Here is a 20,923-nt window from a genome sequence, read left to right on the forward strand (position 1 = left end):
ATCTGCTCGCCGAGGCACCCGGCCTTGCCCTCGTCAGAGGGCTTCGTCACTCCATTGGTCGAGCAGCATGTCGCCGAGGTTCATGGGTTCCGCCGCACCGCCGTGAAGGGGTTGCTCGGTCCAGATGACCTTGCCCGCAGGGGTGTAGCGGGTGCCCCAGCGCTCGGCGTACTGGGCGACGAGGAGCAGGCCGCGGCCGCCTTCGTCGGTGGTTTTGGCTCGGCGCAGGCGGGGCGAGGTGCTGCTGCCGTCGGAGACCTCGCAGATCAGGCTTCGGTCGCGCATCAGCCGCACGGTGATCGGGTCGCCGCCGTAGCGAATGGCGTTGGTGATGAGCTCGCTGAGGATCAGCTGGGTGGTGAAGCTGATGTCGTCCAGACCCCAGTCCGCCAGTTGCCGGGTGCAGGCGGCGCGGACCGGCGCCACCGCCGCGGGGTCGCGGGCCACGTCCCACTCGGCGAAGTCCGAGGGAGCGAGGCGGCGCGTGCGGGCCACGAGCAACGCGATGTCGTCGCCCGGCTGGGCGGGCAGCATGGCCTCGATCACCGCCCTGCAGGTGGCCTCCGGGGTGCGGTCGGGCCCTGTCAGGGCGGCGCGCAGCGCCTCCAGGCCGGTGTCCAGGTCGCGGTGGTGGCTCCGGTCCTGGATCAGCCCGTCGGTGTAGAGCACCAGTTCCGAGCCCTCGGGCAGGGCCAGCTCCGCGGTCTCGAAGGGCAGGGCCGCACCCAGACCCAGCGGCGGGGAGACCGGCAAGTCGGGGAAGACCACGTTCCCGTCCGGATGGACGACCGCGGGCCCCGGGTGGCCGGCGGTGGCCGCGGTCACCTGCCCGGAGACGGGATCGTAGATGGCGTACAGGCATGTGGCCCCGGTGATCTCCTGTCCGTCCTGCTCTTCGGCGGCGGCCTCGTTGGCGTCGATGTGGGCCACCAGTTCGTCCAGGTGGCCCAGCAGTTCGTCGGGCAGCATGTCCAGGGCGGAGAAGTTGTACACGGCGGTGCGCAGCCGGCCCATGGTGGCCGCGGCGTGCAGGCCGTGGCCGACGACGTCGCCGACCACCAGCGCCACACGGGCGCCGGACAGGGGGATGACGTCGAACCAGTCGCCACCCACCCCCGCCCGGGCCGGCAGGTACCGGTAGGCCGCCTCCAGCGCGTTCTGCTCGGGCATGCCTCGGGGCAGGAGGCTGCGCTGCAGCGTGACGGCCATGGTGTGCTCGCGGGTGTAACGGCGGGCGTTGTCGATGGCGACCGCCGCACGGGCGGTCAGCTCCTCGGCGAAGGATTTGTCCTCCTCCCCGAACGGTGCGGAGGCGTCCGCCCGCCAGAAGTGGGCTACTCCCAGCAATGCCTTCCGAGCCCGCACCGGCACCACGATGAGGGAGTGAACGCCCTGTTCCGGCACCCGCCGCCCATGTTCGGGGTTCCCTGCCCGCCAGCCTTCGGAGGTCCCCAGCTCCGCCTCCAGGACCGCTCGGCCGCCGGCCATCGCGGCAGCACCAGGGTGGTCGGGCAAGAATCGGATCAGCTCGCCGACGGGGGAGAGGTCGTGGTCGCCCTCCCGGCCATGGATGACGACGCGGCGCAACTCGGTGTCCGCGCCGGGTGGCTCCTCGCCCCGCAGGACAAGATCCGACAGCTCCACGGTGACGATGTCGGCGAACTTCGGCACGGACACTTCCGCCAGTTCTTGAGCGGTACGCGTCATGTCCAGCGTGGTGCCCATCCGTACCCCCGCGTCATACAGCAGCTTCAGCCGCTCCCGTGCCACCTCCGCCCGCCCCGTCACGGTCGCCAGCTCCGTGGTGTCCCGCAGCGTCACCGCGCTGCCCGCCCGGCCCCCGTGCGGGACCGTGGACCGTTTGTTCACCGCCAGCAGCCGGTCCCCGACCAGACGCACCGCGTCCGTGACCGGCTCCTCCGACGTCAGCAACCGCGCCATCTCCTCGTCCAGCCCCAGCTCCGCCACCCGGCGCCGCTCCGCGTCCGCCGGGAGGCCCAGCAGCCGCCGGGCCTCGTCGTTGGCCAGCAGCACGCGCCCTTCCGCCCCGGTGATCAGCACGCCCTCCCGCACGGCGTGCAACACGGCGTCGTGATGCTCGTACATCCGGGTCATCTCCGCCGGACCCATGCCGTGCGTCTGCCGCCGCAGCCGACTCGACACCAGCGCCGACCCCGCGGTGGACAGCGCGAGCGCGGCCGCACCGGCGGCGAGGATGATCGGCAGTTGCCATTCGACCGCGTCCCCCACGTTCTCCACCGTGATCCCGGCGGACACCAGACCCACCACGGAACCGTCGGTACCGGTCACCGGTACCACAGCCTGCACGGCCATTCCTCCGCCGGTGGGCAGCAACGGTCCGCCGGCCTCCTCGACGACCGTGCGGCCTTCCAGCGCCGGTTCGATGGTGCCGACGAATTTCTTCCCGATCTCCTTGGGATCAGGGTAAGTAAGGCGAATGCCCTCGGTGTCCATGACCACGATGAAGTCCACGCCCGCCCTCTGACGAGCCTTTTCAGCGCTGGGCTGGAGGACGGCTGTCGGGTCTTGGGCATTCAGTGCCTCGGCCGTACCCGGGGCATCCGCGAAGGACGCGGCCGCTGCCACCGACACCCGCTCGGCCTCTCTCTCGCTGTCCTGGTCGGCCTGGACCACCAGGGCCGTCACCGAGGCCGCGACCAGCAGCAACACGATCACGACCTGCAACAGGAACGCTTGCCCTGCCGTGGTGCGCAGGCCCAGCAGTGAGCGCATCCCCGGCCTCGAACCGCGACGCGAGCCCTCGGTCCCGCGTCGATCAAAGCGGTCTCGCGACCGTTGGGCCGGGCGGAATGACCGCTTTTCGTCCATGGGCCAATTTCTACATGGCTTTACGTGCCGGAGGCGAGACCGGACCAGCGGCACCGGGACCGCCACGCCGATCCACCTCTGTCGTCCACGCGGCCCTCGACGGCGAAGCCCTCGTAAGAACACCGACTGGCTGCGGTGGCGACGCCCACCCCATTCGAAGACACGCCCCCGCACGTTCGGCCGGCCGCCCCGGACGCCACCGCCCGCGCACTCAGCCACCGTCCGCGCAAGGCCGCGACCAGCGCACTCCGGGACAGGTCCACGCCGACTTCGGCGATGACCGCTCGAGCCCGCCGGCCGCTTGTCCTGACCACGGGGAGTCAGGACGGTCCTGCCGAGGTCGTTGCGGGACTCGAAGGTGCGGCTGCGCCCGGCCCGGCGCAGCGCCGAGCACACCCCACCCAGGACAATGCCGACAAGGCAGCCGAACGCGCCGCCGGCCCTCCACGCGGCCCCGATGCCCCACTCCTGATCCGCCGCCTGCTCACCCGTCCCGCTCCTGACCTCTGGCGCGACGCCGAGGGCCGCGGTCACGCCCGGGCGCTGCCTCGGGCCGCGGCAGTAGTGTCCGCGGCCGAGCGGCCGCCCGGGCGGAACGGCTGCGCCGGGCCCCGCTCGAAGCCGACGAAGGTGGACCTCGCCCGGACGACGGCGTCGGCTGACCGGCGACTGCCGGCGCCGCACGGCCGGGAACGACGAGGGACGAGCGATGACACGCCGGTCCGACCACCTGGCCGCCGGGGCCGGCCCGCTCGCGGCCGCTGCCGTGCCGGCCGCGGCCGGCACGGCCTGACAGGGTTTGCTGTCGGTTTCGCCCCCTGCCTGAAGGCGGCCGGCGGCCGTGCGGCTTCCGCCGGGTCCACCGGCGCCCGGTTCTCCTCGGTGCCCCGGCGACACCATCCCGGGACGCCGGCCCGGCCGCGCGCGGCAACTGGCCGGGGCCCGGCGCACGCGGGCTGTCCCGGCGCGCCGGGCGGGAACCCCGCCCCGCCCGCCTGCTCTCACCGTGTCCGCCACGCCGTCATGATGTCTCCCCGGCCGGCCCGCACGCTTCGCCGTCCTGTCGATCAGGGAGGGACGCCCGGGGCCGGCGGCCTACCCGTCGGCCCGGCGCTCGATCGCCACGAGGGCCGCGTCGTCGCCGAGGTGTCCGCCCTGCGTGTGGGCGAGGAGGTCGGCGCGCAGTTCGTGCAGGAGGTGGGCGGGTCCGTCCCCGGGGAGCGCGGCCAGCCGGAGGGCCAGCGGGTAGAAGGCGCCGGAGGCGTCCCGTGCCTCGATGACGCCGTCCGTGTACAGCAGCAGGGTGTCGCCGGGCAGGAAGGGGAACGTCTGTGCCGCGAACGGGGCGGCCGCGAACTCGGTGAGGCCCAGCGGTGGCGCCGGGTCACGGACCTCCACGGCCGTGACCCGGCCCCGGCGCAGCAGCAGCGGCGGCGGATGGCCGCAGTTGATCAGGTGCAGGTCCGGGGTGTCGTCGGGCACCTCCAGGACGGCGGCGGTGATGAACGCCTCGCTGTGCGCCCTCCTGCCGGACCCGGCCGCCGACGGGTCGTCCAGGTCGGAGGAGACGGTCCCCTCCAGATAGGCGACCAGTGAGGGAAGACCGGCCTGACGGTGGGCCGCGGCGCGGAAGGCACCGAGGAGGAGGGCGGCGTCCCCGATCGCCGCCAGGCCCTTGCCCCGGACGTCACCGATGATGAACCGGGTCCCGCACTCGGTGCGGGTGGCCGCGAACAGGTCGCCGCCGATCTGTGCCTCGGCCTCGGCGGCCAGGTACACGGAGGCGACGCGCAGCGGGCCGATCAGATGCGGCAGCGGCCGTAGTACGACCTGCTGGGCGGCCTCGGCCACCGAGCGCAGTTGCGTCAGCTCCGCCTGGTGGCGTTCGCGCAGGTGGGCGAAGAAGGTGACGCACGCGGAGATGACGATCAGTGCGGTGATCTGCATGCTGTGGTTGAGGTCGGTCAGGCTGGTGCGCAGGACTGCGACCACCGCCTGGGCGAGGACGGCGAGCGCGCCGACGCATGCGGTGGTCCACGGTCCCGCGAACGAGGCGGTGAGGGCAGGCGCGGCGGCCAGGAAAGGACCCAGGTGGACTTCCGGGGGCGCGAGGACATCGACCACCGTGACGACGACGATGAGCCCGAGCGGGACCGCGAGCAGCGCCTGGGAGGGCTCCCACCACCGGCGACCGCCGGTGTGTCGTCGAAGCCTCATGACATCTGGATACACCCTCATGACGCCGCTCACCTCCGCAGTCGGCCGTGAGCACGGCAGACCGCGACCGCCTCCCGCGCGCGGTGTGCGCACCCCGCCGGAGACACCGGGCCGTCCCACGGCGTCACCGGACCATCTCGTCGACCAGATCGGTCGTGTCCGGCTATTGGGCGCGGTCCGAGGTCAGTTTGGCCCAGATCACCTTTCCGCGCGACACGTACCGGGACCTTGCGACGCTGCCCCGGAGGCCGCCCGGTAGCCAAGAGCCCGGACGGTGCCGTCCGGGCTGCACCGTGCGTCGTCGGCCTGCGGGGCGGCACAGCACCCGGGCGGGCACGCGCCCCACGTGGCACCCCGACCGTCACGGGCTGCGCGGATCCGGTCCCCGCACGACAGGCCGTCGTGCCGCCACCTTCCGACGGGCTGGAGGGTCCCCGGGCCGGCGGACCGGAGACCCTGCGGCGCGGGGCCGCGCTCCGGCCGGCGTGACCCTGAGGCGCCACGGTATTCCGCCTGCTGGGCAGCGCTGGTCACTCCGGCCCGACGACTCGATCAGTCGTCGGACTGCTGTTCATGCCGGTGAGTCCCCCGAGCCAGCTCCTGCAAGATGACGTGTTCCGTCTGCCCTGTGTCTCGGGCCAGTTTGTGCAGCAGCAGGGCGCACAGAGCCGATACGCCGTCCATCAGCTTCTCCGCGGCTGCGGGATCCTCGTGGCGTCGCTCGGCAAGGTACGCCGTCAACAGTTCGTCGCCGGACACGTAGGCGGTCATGAACTCTATGCCGGTACGGATACGGTCGTAATCGTTGCTCATGGTCGAACAATCGCACACTGCTTGCTGACGGTGTTCCCGGAAGACCATCCTCGCCGGCGCGGGGAGCAGCTGGTCGAAGACCATGCCTCCGGTGTCCGCGGGGGAGCAGGCCGAGGCCGTGGGAGGCGCGGTTGCGCGTGGACGCCGGGGCAGGCCCACACCACGGTTTTGCGGGGCTGTCGGCGGACGGCGGCCGTCCACCTGGCCGCTGCCCCCGGCAGGAGGGTGGACCCGAGATCGCAGAAGCCGTGGAGCGGCGGATCGTGGCGAGGCATGAGCTGGGACGCGGCGGAGCGGTGCGCGGCACGCAGCGGGAAGAGGGCCGGTGCTGCCCCAGGGGTCAGCACCGGCCGTCGTGGCGCCGCCGTCCGCCCGCGCGTCGAATCCGGGGCCGGGTGAGGGACTTCAGGCGCCGCAGCGTGACGGTGGTCTCCACGGCGGTCACCTCCGCCCGCCGCGTGGACGACGCGCGCGTCGGGCCGGGGCTTCAGGGCGACGAGGCCGCGCCTCCGGAAGGGCCGGACCGCCCGGCACGGCTCGCGGGCCCCGCCCCGCTTCGAGACCCGGCGCGAGGCCGAGACGGCCGTGTACCTGGCTGCCACCCCCGTGCAGTGGTTCGCCGCTCGGCGGCCGTTCCCCCGGGAGCAGACCTGCTCCTGACGAGGATGGCCCAGCAGCGCCTCATGGAGGGCGAGTGGCCCTGAGGAGTTCGGCCGCTCGCCCTCCAGCCCCACTCCGGCCGGCAATGGACCGGGCGCGGCGGGAGCACAAGGACCGCGACCGGGCACCTCGTCCTCGCCGGCGGGCGACCCGCACCTGCCCTCACGGGGTCCGCCGCCTTTTCGCCGCCCTGTGCTCCGCGGGCGTTGACGGTCAGGTCGTCACGAGCTCCTCGGTGAGGAACTTCTCCACGTACTCCCGTGCGCGTCGGTCGAAGGCCGCGTACTGTGCCTCTCGCTCGGCGCCCGCGACCGCTTCGCCGACCAGGAGGTTGCCCTCGGTGTCGATGCGCTGCGGGCGCTCTTCGGCGTCGGTGAGCAGGCCGACGGTGGAGTGGGAGAAGCCGCAGTAATAAGCGATGCCCTCGCTCAGATTGGTCTCGAGGACGGTCTTCATCCCCTCCGCGACGGGATCGTCGGAGGTGGCGCCGGCCAGGCCCAGCCACAGGATGCGCTTGCCGGCCAGGCGGGGCCTGCTGCGGCCGTAGGCGAACCCGTAGTTCCATACGCGGTCGATCCAGCCCTTGAGGAGGGCGGGCACGCTCTGCCAGTACACCGGGAAGACGGCGACGACGACCTCGGCGTCGAGGACGCGCTGCATGTGGGCGTGCACTTCGTCCGAGTACCTCTTCTCCCTGTCGCCCCAGTCCGGCTGGTCCGCCACGTTCATGCGCGGGTCGAACCCCTCGGCGTGCAGGTCGAGCAGGTCGACGCGGTAGCCGGCGGTTTCGAGCCGGGCGGCGGCACGGCGGGCCGTGTGCGCGGTGAGGGAATCGGGGCGGTGGTGTGCAACGACGACGAGGGCTGTTCCGGCACGGCTGTCCTGCTGCGGCACGGCGTCTCCCGGCTGGTCTCGATCGGTTCGATGCGTCCAGTACAGCCGGGACGGCATGGATGATCCATGGGAGAAACGCTCCGGAACATAGGAGATCGTCTACGGTGTCTTCCGTGGATCCTCTGAGTTCGCTGCTGAGCGGCATCCGGGCCGAGGGGTCGGTCGTCAGTCACGCCGTACTGACGGTGCCCTGGGCCATCCGCTTCGCCGACGCCGCGCCGCTCACCATGATCAGCGTGCTGCGTGGTGGCGGCACCCTGCTGCTGCCCGACGGAACCGAACGAGCGGTCGGTGCGGGCGACACCGCCGTCGTGCGCGGCCCCGAACCGTTCCACCTCGCGGACCGTCCCGCCACTGTCGACAACCCGCATGCCGCGTACGAGATCTCCTGCTTCACCGCGAACGAGGAATGCACCGCCCAGGAACTCGGCGGCATCCACTGGGGAACCGACTCGAAGGAGGCGACCGCGCTGATCGTGGGCGCCTACCGCGCCTCGGGCCACCGCCACGAGCGACTCCTGCGGGCCCTGCCACCCGTCCTGGTGGTCGAGGAGGACGCCGAGGTCTGTGCCTGGCTGGAGGCGGCCGCCGCCGACGCCGCCCGTCACTCGGCCGGTTCGCAGGCGCTGATGGACCGGCTCCTCGACTGGGCCCTGGTGTGCACGCTGCGCACCTGGTTCGACAAGGCGGGCGCCGACGCGCCCGGCTGGTACCGGGGCCTCGCCGACCCGGTCCTCGCCCCCGCCCTGCGGTCCTTCCACGACCGGCCCGCCCAAGCGTGGACGGTGGCCTCCCTGGCCGCCCGCTCCGGCGTCTCCCGGGCGTTGTTCGCCAAGCGCTTCACCCAGCTGATGGGCCGTCCGCCCCTCGCCTACCTCACCGAATGCCGCTTGGACGAGGCCGCGGCGCTTCTGACCGACACCGACCTCGGCATCGCCCAGATCGCCAGGTCCGTCGGCTATGCCGACGCCTTCGGTTTCAGCGCCGCGTTCAAACGCCACAAGGGCCTGAGCCCCAGCATGTTCCGCGCCGCTGCGGCTTCGGCGGGTCCGGGTTCTCCCCGGCCGAGGTAGCCGACGGCGCGGCACGGCTGCTCCGCGGACCAGCCGTGCCGCTCGGGAACCCGCCGCACCGTCGCCTCCGGCACACCGAGAGGATCATGACCGTCACCGCCGACGGCAACCCGAAAGGCTCAGCAGCGGCGCAGCAGATCCGACAGCGGTACCAGGGGGTCCTGTGTCAACTCGTCGAGCAGTCGAATGAATTCCCCGGCCCAGGCCTCGATGGTCGCGTGCTCGAACAGGTCCGTGGAGTATTCGAACGACACCGTGATGACGTCGTCCCGCGGGACCAGGACGACGTACAACTCGTTGCGGGCCACCCCCGTGGTGGGCAGGTCGCGCACCGTGGCCGACACCGCGTGCAGATCCAGGGCGGGCGGTGGTGTGGTGACCACGGTGAACAGCACGTTGGGGAACAGCCCTTCCGAGGTGCCGGGCGCGACCAGGTCGGCCACCTCGGTGAGCGGCAGTTCCTGATGGTCGAGCGCCGCGAAGAGCGTGGCGCCGAGCTGCTGCACCAGGTCGGTGAAGGTGTCCGCCTGTTCGAGCCGGGCCCGCACCAGGACGGCATCGCCCAGCAGCCCGACCGAGTCGGCGCGTTCGGGGCCCAGCCGGTTGGCGCTGGACGCGGCCAGCACGAGGTCGGCGGGCCTGCCCTGGCACCGGGCGGCCCAGGTGGCGAATCCCGCGGCGAGGACGAAGTACGGTGTGGTGCCCAACCGGCCGGCGGTCCGGTTGATCCGCCCGGTCAGGGAGGCGTCGACGGTCCATGTGCGCAGGGCCCCCCGGCCCGACAGGACGGGAGGCCGGGGCCGGTCATGCGGCAGGTCCAGTGTGAGGGGGACCCCGTCGAGTTCCGTACGCCAGAACCGCTCCAGTTCCGCTCGGCGTCCGTCGCCGAGGCCGTGCTCGGCGCGGGCGAAGTCCGTGAACTGCGCCGAAGGCGGCGGAAGCGGGACACCGGTGCCGTGGCGGCGCGCGTTGTACAGCTCCTGGAGCTCACGCCAGATGATCCCCATGGACCAGCCGTCGCACACCGCGTGGTGCAGGACGGTGACCAGCGTCCAGCGGTCCGGGCGGAGCCGGGCCAGCCGGAAACGGAACAGCGGGGCGCGGTCCATCGCGAACGGGCGAGAGGCCTGCTCCCGGCACCAGCGTTCCAGGGCGGCCTCGTCCTCGGCCTGCGCGGACAGGTCGCTGACGGGCAGCTCCACGGGCACGTGAGCGAGCACCTCGACGAGATACTCGCCGTCCCGCCGCACCGCCCGGCTGCGGAGTGCGTCGTGGCGCGCCACCAGATCGGCCAGGGCGTGCCGGAGATCGTCCGGGGCGAGGGCGCCGTGGAGGTCGACGCGATGGGCGACGTTGTAGACGGCGGAGCCGGAATGCCGGTGGTGACGGCGCCAGAGTCTGCGCAGAGCGGACGTCATCGGCACGACATCCCGCACGCTTCCGGTCGCGGGGCCTGGTGCGGGGGGCCCGGGTACCGCTGCGTCGGGCTGTTCGAACCATGCCGCGATGCCCTGGACGGTGGGGGCGCGGAAGAACTCGGCCATGGGCAGGGCCCGCTTCAGCTTCGCCGCCATGTGGTTCACCAGTCGGATCGCGCTCAGGGAGTGGCCGCCCATTTCGAAGAAGGAGCGGGTCACCGGAACCCGGCTGAGGCCGAGTTCGTCGCACCACAGAGCGTGGAGTTCCTTTTCCAGCGGTGTGACGGGCTCGGCGTCCGCCGGCCGGGCCCCGTCCTCGCCGGGTTCCGGCAGGCGTTGCCGGTCCAGTTTGCCGGAGGCGGCCACCGGAAGACGGTCCAGACGCACCCAGTGGCTCGGCACCAGATGACCGGGGAGTTCCGCGGCCAGCGCGGCGCGCAGGGGGGCGAGATCGTCTTCGGCGGCGGCGGGGACCACGTAGGCGACGAGTTCCCATTCGCCGTGGCGGTCGCGGCGGGGTACGACAGCTGCGTCACGGACGCCGGGGAGCGCGGTCAGCGCGGCACGGCTCTCGGCGGGCTGGACCCGGTGCCCCCTGATCTTGACCTCGTCGTCGGTACGGCCGTCGTACCGGAGGGTGCCGTCCGTGCACCAGCGTCCCAGGTCGCCCGTGCGGTACAGCACCGACCCCGAACCGTCGGCGAGGAACGCGGCAGCCGTCTCCTTCGGCCGGCCGTGGTAGCCGTGCGCCACGGGGACACCGCCCACGTGTATCTCGCCGACGGCCCCGACGGGCACCTGACGTCCGTGGTCGTCCAGCAGCAGGATCCGTGCGCCGGGCACCGGCGTGCCGATCGGGGGACGGTCGCCGTCGCCGGGGTCGACGCGGTGCGAGGTGACGATGACGGAGGCCTCCGTGGGGCCGTACTGGTTGTACAGGACGCATTCCGGGTGCGAGCTCAGGAAACGGCGGAACCCGTCGGTGAGCCGCAGGGCCTCGCCGGCGGAGAACAGCTCCCGTAGGGACGGCATCTCGGGAACGGAGTCCATCAGGTAGGACAGGGGCGTGTACGGCATGAACATGCGCTCCACGCCGTGCTCCCGCACCACCTTCGCGACAGCCGTCACGTCGTGCCGTACCTCGTCGGCGATGAGCACGAGAGCCGCTCCCGAGGCGAGCGTCGTGAAGATCTCCTGCACGCTGACGTCGAAGGCCGGGGAGGTCCACTGCAGGGTGCGGAGCGCGGAATGCCGCTGCACGTGCTGCCGCACGAGATGGGCCGGGCCCCGGTGGGGCACCACGACGCCCTTGGGGCGACCGGTGGATCCGGAGGTGTAGATGCAGTACGCGGGGTCGTCGGGCCCCGCCCCGCCGTCCGGAACCTCTCCGGCAGGCGGGTCGCCCGGCCCGTCGGTCAGCTGGACGGGCAGGCGGGTCGCGAGTTCGGGGTGGTCGGCGAGGCTTGCTCCGCACGCCAGCAGGAGGAGCGGCGCGCTGTCGTCGAGGAGCGCGGCGAGCCGCGGGGTGGGCAGGGACGGGTCGAGCGGTACGTAGGCGGCGCCGCTCATGAGCACCCCGAGGAGGCCGGCGATCAGCTCCGGGCCGCGCGGCAGCAGGACCGCGACGCGCTCGCCCCGCCCCGCCCCGCCGGAGCGCATCCGCCGGGCGAGCTCGCCCGCCCGGGCCTCCAACTCGGCGTAGGTCTGGACGCCTTCGGTGTGTATCAGGGCGGCGGCGGCCGGGGTGCGGCGGGTTTGCTCACGGAACAGTCCGTGCAGGGTGTCGTCGGCCGCGGGCCGCGGCTCGTCCAGACGCCCCAGCCGTACGAGGGCCACCCGGTCGGCGTCCGTGACCGCGGTCAGTTCCCCCAGCGGAGCGGAGGGCGTGTCGAGTGCGCGGCGCAGCACCTGCTCGACGTAGTCCACGAACCGGCGCACGGTGCTCTCGTCGAAGAGCGCGGTGTCGTACTCGACCATGAACCGCACGCCTTCCTGATGGTGTGTCAGGTAGATGCTGAGGTCGAAGGGCGCACGGGCGCTCGGCATGTCCAGGAGGGCGGCCGAGAGCCGCGGCGGATCGAAGTCCACCCGGCTTTCGTTCTCGTACTCCACCATCACTTGGAAGAGCGGGTTGCGGCTCGCGTCGCGCCGGGGGTTGACCGCGGCGACCAGGTCGTCGAAGGGGACATCGCCGTGTTCGTACGCCGCGGCGCTGCTGTCCCGCACCCGGCGCAGCAGGGTGGGGAAGTCCGGATCACCGCTGAGGTCCAGGCGCACGGGCACCGTGTCGAGGTAGAGGCCGACCAGGTCCTCGGCGCCCGCGGGCCGGGCGGCGACCGCCGTGCCGACGACCAGGTCGCTCTGTCCGGCGAACCGGCCGAGCACGGCTGCGACGGCCCCGGTCAGCGTCATGAAGAGGGTGGCGCGACGGCTCGCCGCGAACGTCCGCAGCCGGCCGATGAGTTCGCCGTCCAGCTCATGGGTCAGGCTGGCGCCCTCGCCCGTCCTGACCGGCGGGCGCGGCCGGTCGGTGGGCAGCCGGAGGTCGGGAGCACCGCTCAGCGTGCGCCGCCAGTACGCCAGGGACTCGGTGACCCGGGCCGGATCCGGTGTGCCGGGGCCGGGGGACCCGGGCAGCGGAGGCGGCGCGGGCTCGCCGCGTGACCAGAAGCGGTAGCAGGCGGCGAGGTCGCGGACCAGTACGGCCGTGGACGCGGAGTCGAAGACGATGTGATGCGCCAGCAGAAACAGCAGGTGCCGCTCCTCCGACAGGCGCAGCAGGCGGGCGGAGACCAGCGGTCCGCCGCCCAGGTCGAAGATCTGCCGCCCCCCGGTCTCCAGGACGGTTCGCAGCGCGTCCTCCTCCGGCACCCCGGTGAGGTCGTCGACGGGGCAGTCGACGCACACCCGGTCGAGAACCTCCCGGTAGGGGACACCGTCGTGCTGCCGGAAGACGGTCCGCAGCGCCTCGTGCCGGTCGGCAACGCTCTGAAGCGCTTTGCGCAGCGCCTCCACGTCCAATGGCCCGTCCAGGCGAACGGCCTTGGGCTCGTGGTACATGCCGGTGCCCGGGTGCAGCTGCTCCAGGAACCAGATGCGGCGTTGCGCGGGTGACAGCGGCTCGCGCCGCGGCACGGGCGCGGACCTCCCGTCCGGCTCCCCCCGCACACGACGGCGGACGCGGTCGAGTACCGGCAGGGCGGCCATGACCTTCTCCTTCGGCACGCCGAAGTCCACGAAACAGGCGATCTCGTCCGCTCCGGCGGCTGTCAGGCGATCCACCATCCCGGCGGCCGTGTGCTCGTCGCCGATCAGGGCGCGCGAGGCGCAATAGCGCTCGTAGGCGCGGCCGAGCAGGAACTCGACATCCTCCTCGGGGGTGTTCCTCAGGTCCACCTCGAAGCCGAGGCTGTTCGTCACCTGGTCGAAGAGGGAGATCGAGGACCTCAGGTACGACACGAACGGCCGGTACGCCTCGGCCCGGGCCTGCTCCGCGTCCTGGCCGAGATACGTGTGCACCAGGACCACGACGCGTCCTGCCGCCGGATCGAGGCCGTGCTCCGCGCGGACGCGCCGGTAGAGTGCGATGTTCTCCGCCAGCTGCTCCACCGTCTGCGCCATCAAGTTGGTGACCACGCCGAGGTCCTCGGCGGCCGCCCGGCGGTAGCTGTCCGGATTGCCCACCACGGCCACGTACAGGGGGAGCTGCTGCTGTACGGGACGCGGGTGCAGCCGTATGTCGACGGGTTCGCCGTCGCCCGCGACCGTCTTCAGCGGCTGCCCCGACCACAGGGCCCGTACGGTCGCCAGCTGTTCGTACATCACCTCGCGGTGCCGGCCGAAGTGCTGCGGGGCGAGCGCGAAGTCCGTGGCGTGCCAGCCGCTCGCCACGCACAGGCCCGCCCGGCCTCCGGAGATGTTGTCGACGACCGACCACTCCTCCGCGACCCGCACCGGATGGTGCAGGGGAAGGACGACGGATCCCGCGTGCAGCCGGATGCGGCTGGTCCGTGCCGCGAGCGCGGCGGCGAGCACGGAGGGGTTGGGGAAGAGCGCGCCGAAGGAGCTGAAGTGGCGCTCCGGGAACCACAGGGCGTGAAAGCCGTGGCGGTCGGCGAACTCCGCCGCGTCCATGATCAGCGCGTATGCGTCGTGGGTGGCGTCCTCGGGATAGTCACCGAAGAAGTAGAGGCTGATCCCGCACTCGGCGGCGGGTGCCGGGACGGGAGCGGGAGGTTCCGGCACGGTGCGCCGGGCCGGCGTCGCAGCCGCCGGCCGGAGCGGCGCGGGCGACGGGTCCGCGGCGGGCATCCCCCCGCGTGCCGAGGTGTGCGTCGGAACGTCCGCCGGGACCGGAGCGGCACCCGGTGCCGGGGCCGTAGCGGCAGGGGCCGCGGAAGCGGCGGCGAGAACGTCGAGCTGGCGGGCGATCACCTCGCTCACCTGGTCGGCGAGCTTCTCCACGAGCCCGAGCTGCTGCCCGAGGAGGGCGTGGAGTCCCGAGGGCTCGACGGCTGCCGGGGACGGCTGTGGCGGTGCCGGCTCCGGCTCCGGCGCCACGGTGTGCTCCGCTTCCGCGTCCCGCACCCCGCTCGGGGCCTCCGGGCGGTCGCCCCTGAGCCGGCTCACGCATTCGGCCAGCCCGCGCGGGGTGTCGGCCGAGCCGAACAGTTCCCGGACCGGGACACGGACACCGTACTCCCGCTCGAGTTCGGTCGTCATGCCCATGAGCGTCAGGGAGTCCGCTCCCAGTTCGAAGAACGAGCTGTCGGGCGCCACGTCCGCTGTGCGCAGGCCCAGCTTGGCGGCCGTCAGCTTCCTCATCCCGTCCGTCAGTCCGTCGTGCGCCGCGCTCGTGCCCGCCTGCGCGGCGGCCTCCGGGACGGACGCGTCCCGGGGCGTCACCGGCACCCGGCGCATCGGATGACCCGGCAGCGGCACCCGGCCCCCGCGGACGTTGACCGCGGACCACTCCAGCGCGGCACCCCGGCGATAGAGCGATCCCAGAGAGGTCAGCAGGCCGCGGACCTGTTCGATCCGGTCGCCCTCGCCCTGCCCGCTCAGCCAGCGGCTCGCGGGTACGCAGTGCCGTCCGAGACCGGTGAGGGCGCTTCCCGCCCCGATCTCCACGAAGTCCTCGCACCCCTGCCGGACGGCCGCGGCCATGGCCAGGTCGAACCGGACCGGGCGCCGTGCCTGACGGCAGAGGTGGTCGGCGTCGACGGTCCAGCCCGCGGGGCGGACCTCGCCGTCGGACGTGGTCACCACGGTGGTGCGCAGCGGGCGGAAGGTCACCTCTTCCACGCGGTCCCGGAACGCGTCCAGCGCCGGTTCGATCGCGGCCGTGTGGAAGGCGCGGTCGACGGGCAGGGCCCGCCACCGCAGGCGCTCCTGGTCCAGCAGGCGCGCCGCCTCCTGGACGGCCCGCCGCGGACCGGCGATCACCTGGGCCCTCGGGCCGTTGACCGCGGCCACTTCGGCACCGGCGAGCCGGGCGATGCGCTGCGCGGTGTCCGTGTCGGCCCGGACGGCGAGCATGCCGCCGGGCCGGCAGGCCGTGTGCATCAGCCGTCCCCGCCACGCGGTCAGCCGCAGCCCGTCCTCCAGCGTCATGGCCCCGGCCGCGTACAGCGCCGCGTACTCGCCGATGCTGTGGCCCAGGAGCAGGGCCGGGTGGACACCGGCGGCACGCCACACGTCGGCGAGTGCCGCCTGGTGGGCGAACAGGGCCGCCTGGGCCGTCTCCGTGGGCCAGATCCCACCGTCCGCCGTGCCTCCGCCGGTCAGGAGCGGCAGATCGGCGCCGAACTCGTCGGCGAAGACCTCCGCGCACCGCTCCAGGGTGCGCCGGGCCGTGGGATGGGCGGCGTACAGGCCGTCCGCCATGCCACCGCGTGCGCTGCCCTGTCCGGGGAAGGCGAAGGCGAGCGCCCCGAGAGGAGCGTCCGGCCCGGGTCGCGGCTCCTCCAGGGCGCGGGCCAGTTCCTCGGCGGTGCGGCCGACGACCGCGGTACGTACCGCATGGTGCGGCCTGCCGAGCGCCAGGGTGGTGGCGATGTCGACGGCGGAGAGCTCCGGCCGCTCTCGCAGCCGGTCGTGGAGCCTGGCGGTGAGTTCGGTCAGGGCCTCGGTGTCACGGGCCGACACCGGCACCAGCACGGGCAGTTCCGGTCCGGGCCCGGACGCGGGGGGCACGGGCGGGGCCTCCTCCAGTATCACGTGGGCGTTGGTGCCGCCGACGCCGAGCGCGCTGACCCCGGCCCGGCGCGGCATCCCGTCCGGCACCTCCCACGGCCTCAGTTCGGTGGCCAGTGTCAACGGGCCGCCTTCCAAGCGGAGTTCGGGATTGGGGCGGGCCAGGTGCGGGGTCGGCACCACGGTCCGGTGACGCAGCATGAGGACCGTCTTGATCAGTCCGGCCATGCCGGCGCAGCTGTCGAGGTGCCCGATGTTCGGCTTCACCGAACCGACGGCGCAGAAACCCGTGCGTCCGGTTTCCTCGCCGAGCGCGCGGCCGAGGGCCTCCAGTTCCACGGGATCGCCGAGCCGGGTACCGGTGCCGTGCGCCTCCACGTACGAGATCGTCTCCGCGGGCACGTGAGCCCGACGCAGAGCCTGACGTACGACGTCGACCTGCCCGGCGACACCCGGTGCGCCGAAGCCGACCTTGCCCGCGCCGTCGTTGTTGACCGCGGAGCCCAGGATCACCGCGTGCACGGTGTCACCGTCGGCCAGCGCCCGGTCGAGCCGCTTGAGCAGGACGGCGGCCACGCCGTTGCCGCCGACGGTGCCGTCGGCCTCCGCGTCGAAGGCCCGGCAGCGTCCGGTGGGCGACAGGATCGACCCGGCGTGGCTGCGGTAGCCGGTCCCCTGGGGCAGGTGCACGGCGGCGGCTCCCGCCAGCGCCATGTCCGCGTCGCCGCTCAGGAGCGCCTGGACCGCGAGGTGCACGGCGACCAGTGAGGTGGAACAGGCGGTCTGCACGCCGATGGCCGGTCCCGTGAGGCCGAGACGGTAGGCGACCCGGGTGGCGAGGAAGTCCGGCTGCCGTCCGATGGCCGTCAGCATGCCGGTGGCGGGATCCGTCGCGTCGTCCGGCCCGGACCACTCGTGCCGCGTACCGGTCGTGGGCGGTTGCTGATGGTCGTACAGGTTCATGCCGGAACCCGCGAACACGCCGATCCTGGTGCCTGGTTCGGTGGACGCGTACCCGCCCTCCTCCAAGGCCTGGTGGCAGCATTCCAGGAACAGCCGGTGCGCGGGGTGCGTGAACCCGGCCTCCCTGGGGCTCATGCCGAAGAAGTCCGCGTCGAAGTCCTCGACTCCGTCGAGGGTTCCGGCGACGGGCACGAGTTCGGGAGCGCGCCGCTGCTCGGGCGTGAGGCCCGCCGCGGCGAGCTCCTCCTCGCCGAGGACCCGCACGCTCTCCACGCCGTCGCGCAGGTTCGCCCAGAACGACGCGGCCGAGTCCGCGCCGGGGAAGCGCAGCGACAGTCCGATGACGGCGACGCGCAGGTCGGCGGCGCCCTCCTCCGTCACGTCCGCCACGGTCGCGGAGCCCGTACTCCCGGCGTCGGTGTCCGGCCGGGCGATGCCGTCGCGCACGCGTTGCTCCCGCGTCCCCTCCGCGGCGAGCGCGCCGATGCCGGACAGGTGCGCGGCGAGCGTGGTGACCGTCGGGTGTTCGAAGAACGCGGTCTGGGCGAGGGGTGTCCCGAGCCGCTCCTCCAGCCGGACCTTCAGGCGCGCGAGGAGGACGGAGGTCAGGCCGAGCTCGTAGAACGGCAGGTCGGCGTCGACCGGGCGTCCCAGCACGGCGCCGAGTTCCTCCCGCACCACCCGGGCCACCGCACCGGGACCCGTCCGGGACCGTGACCGCGGAGCCACGGCCGTGTCGAACCCGCCGTCCACCAGGCGGTCCCGGAGTTCGGTGCGGCGTACCTTTCCCGCGGGCGTCCTCGGGAACTCGTCGCGCGGGACGGAGAGCAGACGAGCGACGGTGAGCCCGAGCCGTGCGAACAGGGCAGCCCTCACCTCGCGCGCGATCCGCGCGTCCTCACCGGCGTCGCCGTGGCTGACGAGGAACACGGCCAGTTCCTCGGTTCCCAGGTCCGGGTGCGGGACGCCGCAGGCGGCCACCTCGCCCGGCCGGACGCCGCCGACGGTGGCGGCGGCCTCCTCCACCTCGTGACAGTAGACGTTGTGCCCGTTGAGGATGATCATGTCCTTGCGGCGGCCGGTGATGACGACCTGGTCGCCGTCGAGGAAGGCCAGATCTCCGGTGTCCAGCCAGTCCCGCCCGGCGGGGAAGGCGGCCGTGTCCGCCTCCGGGTTGTTCACGTACCCGGGAGTGAGCCGCGCGGGCGAATGGACCTGGAGGCGGCCGATCCTGCCCCCGGGGACGGGGTGGCCGCTCTCGTCGACGACGCGCAGGGTGACACCGTGCGCCGGTGAGCCGGAGGCGACGAACGTGACGCACTCCTCCTCCGGCGTCCGCTCGTCGCACCGGACGAGGTCTCCGCCCAGACTGCTCTTGAGCAAGCGGTGCACGGTGCCCGGCCGGTCGAGACGGCCGTAGGTGACGGCTGTGACCGTCTCGGCCATCCCCCATGCCGGGACGATGTGCTCTGCACGGATCCCGTGCGGTGCCGTGGCGTCGAGGAAACGGCGCAGCACCGGCAGCACGATCCGCTCACCCCCGCAGAGCAGGGTCTTCAGGGCGGTGAGGTCCCGGCTCCCGGCCGGTCGTTCGGCGAGCGCGTCCGCGACGAGCCGGTAGGCGAAGGTCGGCGCCCAGCTGTGCTGCGCCCGGTACTGGTCGAGCAGGTCGAGCCAGTGCAGAGGGTCGGCCAGGACCCTTTCGGTCACGGTGTGGACATTGGTGCAGCGGGTGAAGACCGCGAGCAGGTGGTACAGCAGGAAGGCGCCGCTGTGGTCCACCGGCAGCCAGTTCACCATCGTGTCGTCCGGTCGCACGTCCAGGATCCGCCGGCTGCTCGCTGCGAAGTCCGCCAGACCCGCGTGCGTCAACCGCGCGGCCTTGGGCACGCCGGTGCTGCCGGAGGACAGCATCAGCAGAGCCGTGTCGGTTCCCTCGGGTTCGGCGCAGTCGTCCGCCGGGGGCGCGTTCAGGCAGTCCCGCGCGATCACGACCCGCGCCTCGGGCGCGGTTTCCGCGAGCGCCGCCGCGCCGGCCGCGTCGCTGAGCACCAAGGGGTGATCGAGCAACCGGTGGGCTCCCATCAGGCGTTCGAGGGCGGGAGAGCCGGGCCCGGGATGCTCCGCGACGGCCACGGGGCAGGCGCCGCCGAGCACGCAGGCCCAGAAAGCGGGGAAGAACTCGGCCAGCGGCAGTCCGCACAGCACGACGACGTCCCCTGCCCGCAGGCCGTGTTCCCGCAGGCCGGTGAGCAATCGCCGGGACCGGTCGAGCAGTTCGGGATACGACTGAGCGGTCGTCGTGCCGTCCGCGGCGACGGTGACGACGGCTCCGCCGGAGGAGGACCGAGCGGCGCGGAACAGTGCTTCCACGGCATCGCGCGCGTCGTTCCCGGTCCGCTCCGGTTCAGGGCCCCGGCAGAACGCTTGTCCCCGTAAACTTTCCACGTGGCTCTTCTCCCTCTTCACCAGGTGTGGTGGTCGACCATGACCGGTTCGTGCCGCGCCGACCGAAGGTGAGCAGCAGCAGGACGAGCGCCCCGCATGCGGCCGCACCGTGGAAGGCGCCCACGACGACAGGGGCGGGCAGTGCCTCCAGCGCGGCCGCGGCGGCCACTGCGCCCAGCGCGAATCCCGACTGCTCCGCCGTGGCGGACAGGCCGAAGAGCCTGCTGCGCTGCCGGTCGGGGGCCGCCTGGAGGCGAGAGGTGTAGACGATCTCGGTCCAGCCGTCCGCGAACCCCGCCGCCAGGACCGCAACAGTCAGCACGACGGCAGGCAGTCCCAGGAATGCCGCGGTGAACGAGAGCGACATCGCACAGGTGCCGAGGGCGAACGCCCGCACACCCCACGCCGCTTCGCCCCGCCCCCGCCTGAGCACCAGGTGCGCGAGGACCGTCCCCACCGCCCACACCGCCCAGAACCGGGCCATGAACATGGCGGGCTGGTCCGGAGCGGTGACGTGTGCGACCACGGGCAGGGCGACGTTGTGCGAGGAGGATGCCATGGCATCACCGCCCCTGAGCAGAATCATGCCGAGCATGAGAGCGGGCAGACCTGCCGTGGTGCGCGCGCGGCGCGCGCCGCGCGCCGGCGCGGGCCGGTCGTCGCCGTCGCGCCACCGTCCGTCGGTCGTAGGCGGTTCCTCGTCCGTACGGGGCCGCACCGTCAGCAGGGCAGTGGCGGACACGGCGAAACTCGCGGCGTTGCAGCCGAACGCGAGGGCGTATCCACCGGACGCAATGAGGGGAGCCGCCGAGGCGAAGCCCAGCACCATGGCCAAGGAGCGCGCCGTGACCAGCAGGCCGTTCGCCCGGGCACGGGCCTCCTGGCCGACCATGACCGGAACGGCACTGCGCAGGGCCACGGTGAACAGGGTGTTCCCCGCTCCCAGGGTCACGACCACCACGGCCAACAGCCAGAACGGGGTGTGGGTGGTGCCGAGTGCCAGAGCGGTCATCGCGGCCGCCTGGGCGACATCCGTGCGGACCATGGTCCTGCGGCGGGTCGATCCGGCCAGCAGTGCCCCGGCGGCGAGCCCCGCCGCGAACCCGGAGAACAGCCTCAGCGCCATCACCGCGCCGACACCGAAGGCGGTACCGGTGACCTCGTAGGACAAGAGGCTGAGCGCGATCAGATTCAGGTAGTTGCCGAAGGTGGAGAACGCGTGAGCGCATACGAGCACACGGAACCGTCCGGTCATGTCTCCCGCCCTCCCCATCGCGCATCCCTCGGAGCGTCGTCCTCGCACACGGCGTGGGCACGCGGTGGTGGGACAGCCGGCTCAAGACCGCCCCGCGCATGCCGCACCCTCACCACACTCTCCACCGTCAGGTCGCC

At 72.9% G+C, this 20,923-nt stretch carries 7 protein-coding genes; 1 reads left to right on the forward strand and 6 read right to left on the reverse strand.

The features are described from left to right. Positions 1 to 33: 33 nt before the first annotated feature. From ACIF8T_RS25975 to ACIF8T_RS25990, 4 genes are all read right to left on the reverse strand, one after another. Complete coding sequence (locus ACIF8T_RS25975; RefSeq protein ID WP_400038494.1) at positions 34 to 2,754, reverse strand: SpoIIE family protein phosphatase; 2,721 nt, start codon at positions 2,752 to 2,754, stop codon at positions 34 to 36. A gap of 1,191 nt (positions 2,755 to 3,945) precedes the next feature. Beyond that, complete coding sequence (locus ACIF8T_RS25980; protein WP_400038495.1) at positions 3,946 to 5,067, reverse strand: PP2C family protein-serine/threonine phosphatase; 1,122 nt, start codon at positions 5,065 to 5,067, stop codon at positions 3,946 to 3,948. 552 nt (positions 5,068 to 5,619) lie between these two features. Next, entirely contained in the window at positions 5,620 to 5,964 is a 345-nt protein-coding gene (locus tag ACIF8T_RS25985; protein WP_400038496.1) for a hypothetical protein, read from the reverse strand. A gap of 789 nt (positions 5,965 to 6,753) precedes the next feature. Further along, positions 6,754 to 7,491 (reverse strand): NAD(P)H oxidoreductase, encoded by a 738-nt coding sequence (locus ACIF8T_RS25990; protein WP_400038497.1) that lies wholly within the window; start codon positions 7,489 to 7,491, stop codon positions 6,754 to 6,756. 47 nt (positions 7,492 to 7,538) lie between these two features. Here ACIF8T_RS25990 and ACIF8T_RS25995 point away from each other — a divergent pair, with 47 nt between their 5' ends. Beyond that, positions 7,539 to 8,507, forward strand: coding sequence for an AraC family transcriptional regulator (locus ACIF8T_RS25995; RefSeq protein ID WP_400038498.1), 969 nt, complete (start codon positions 7,539 to 7,541; stop codon positions 8,505 to 8,507). Between the two features lie 119 nt (positions 8,508 to 8,626). Here ACIF8T_RS25995 and ACIF8T_RS26000 read toward each other — a convergent pair whose 3' ends face one another. Both ACIF8T_RS26000 and ACIF8T_RS26005 read right to left on the reverse strand, forming a co-directional pair. Continuing rightward, a complete protein-coding gene (locus tag ACIF8T_RS26000) occupies positions 8,627 to 19,531 on the reverse strand; it encodes an amino acid adenylation domain-containing protein (RefSeq protein ID WP_400038499.1) in 10,905 nt (3,634 codons plus the stop codon). Beyond that, on the reverse strand, positions 19,491 to 20,786 hold the full coding sequence (locus ACIF8T_RS26005) for an MFS transporter (protein ID WP_400038500.1): 1,296 nt from the start codon (positions 20,784 to 20,786) through the stop codon (positions 19,491 to 19,493). The genes ACIF8T_RS26000 and ACIF8T_RS26005 overlap by 41 nt, the downstream gene beginning before the upstream one ends. Positions 20,787 to 20,923: the final 137 nt, after the last annotated feature.

This window comes from Streptomyces sp. NPDC085946, from assembly GCF_044540485.1.
Classification (GTDB): domain Bacteria; phylum Actinomycetota; class Actinomycetes; order Streptomycetales; family Streptomycetaceae; genus Streptomyces.

What these genes read in the sequence shown, in the direction of transcription:
- ACIF8T_RS25975 (WP_400038494.1), bottom strand. Translation starts at nt 2,754, where the DNA reads ATGCGCTCACTGCTGGGCCTGCGCACCACGGCAGGGCAAGCGTTCCTG.
- ACIF8T_RS25980 (WP_400038495.1), bottom strand. Translation starts at nt 5,067, where the DNA reads ATGAGGCTTCGACGACACACCGGCGGTCGCCGGTGGTGGGAGCCCTCC.
- ACIF8T_RS25985 (WP_400038496.1), bottom strand. Translation starts at nt 5,964, where the DNA reads ATGGTCTTCGACCAGCTGCTCCCCGCGCCGGCGAGGATGGTCTTCCGG.
- ACIF8T_RS25990 (WP_400038497.1), bottom strand. Translation starts at nt 7,491, where the DNA reads ATGCCGTCCCGGCTGTACTGGACGCATCGAACCGATCGAGACCAGCCG.
- ACIF8T_RS26005 (WP_400038500.1), bottom strand. Translation starts at nt 20,786, where the DNA reads ATGACCGGACGGTTCCGTGTGCTCGTATGCGCTCACGCGTTCTCCACC.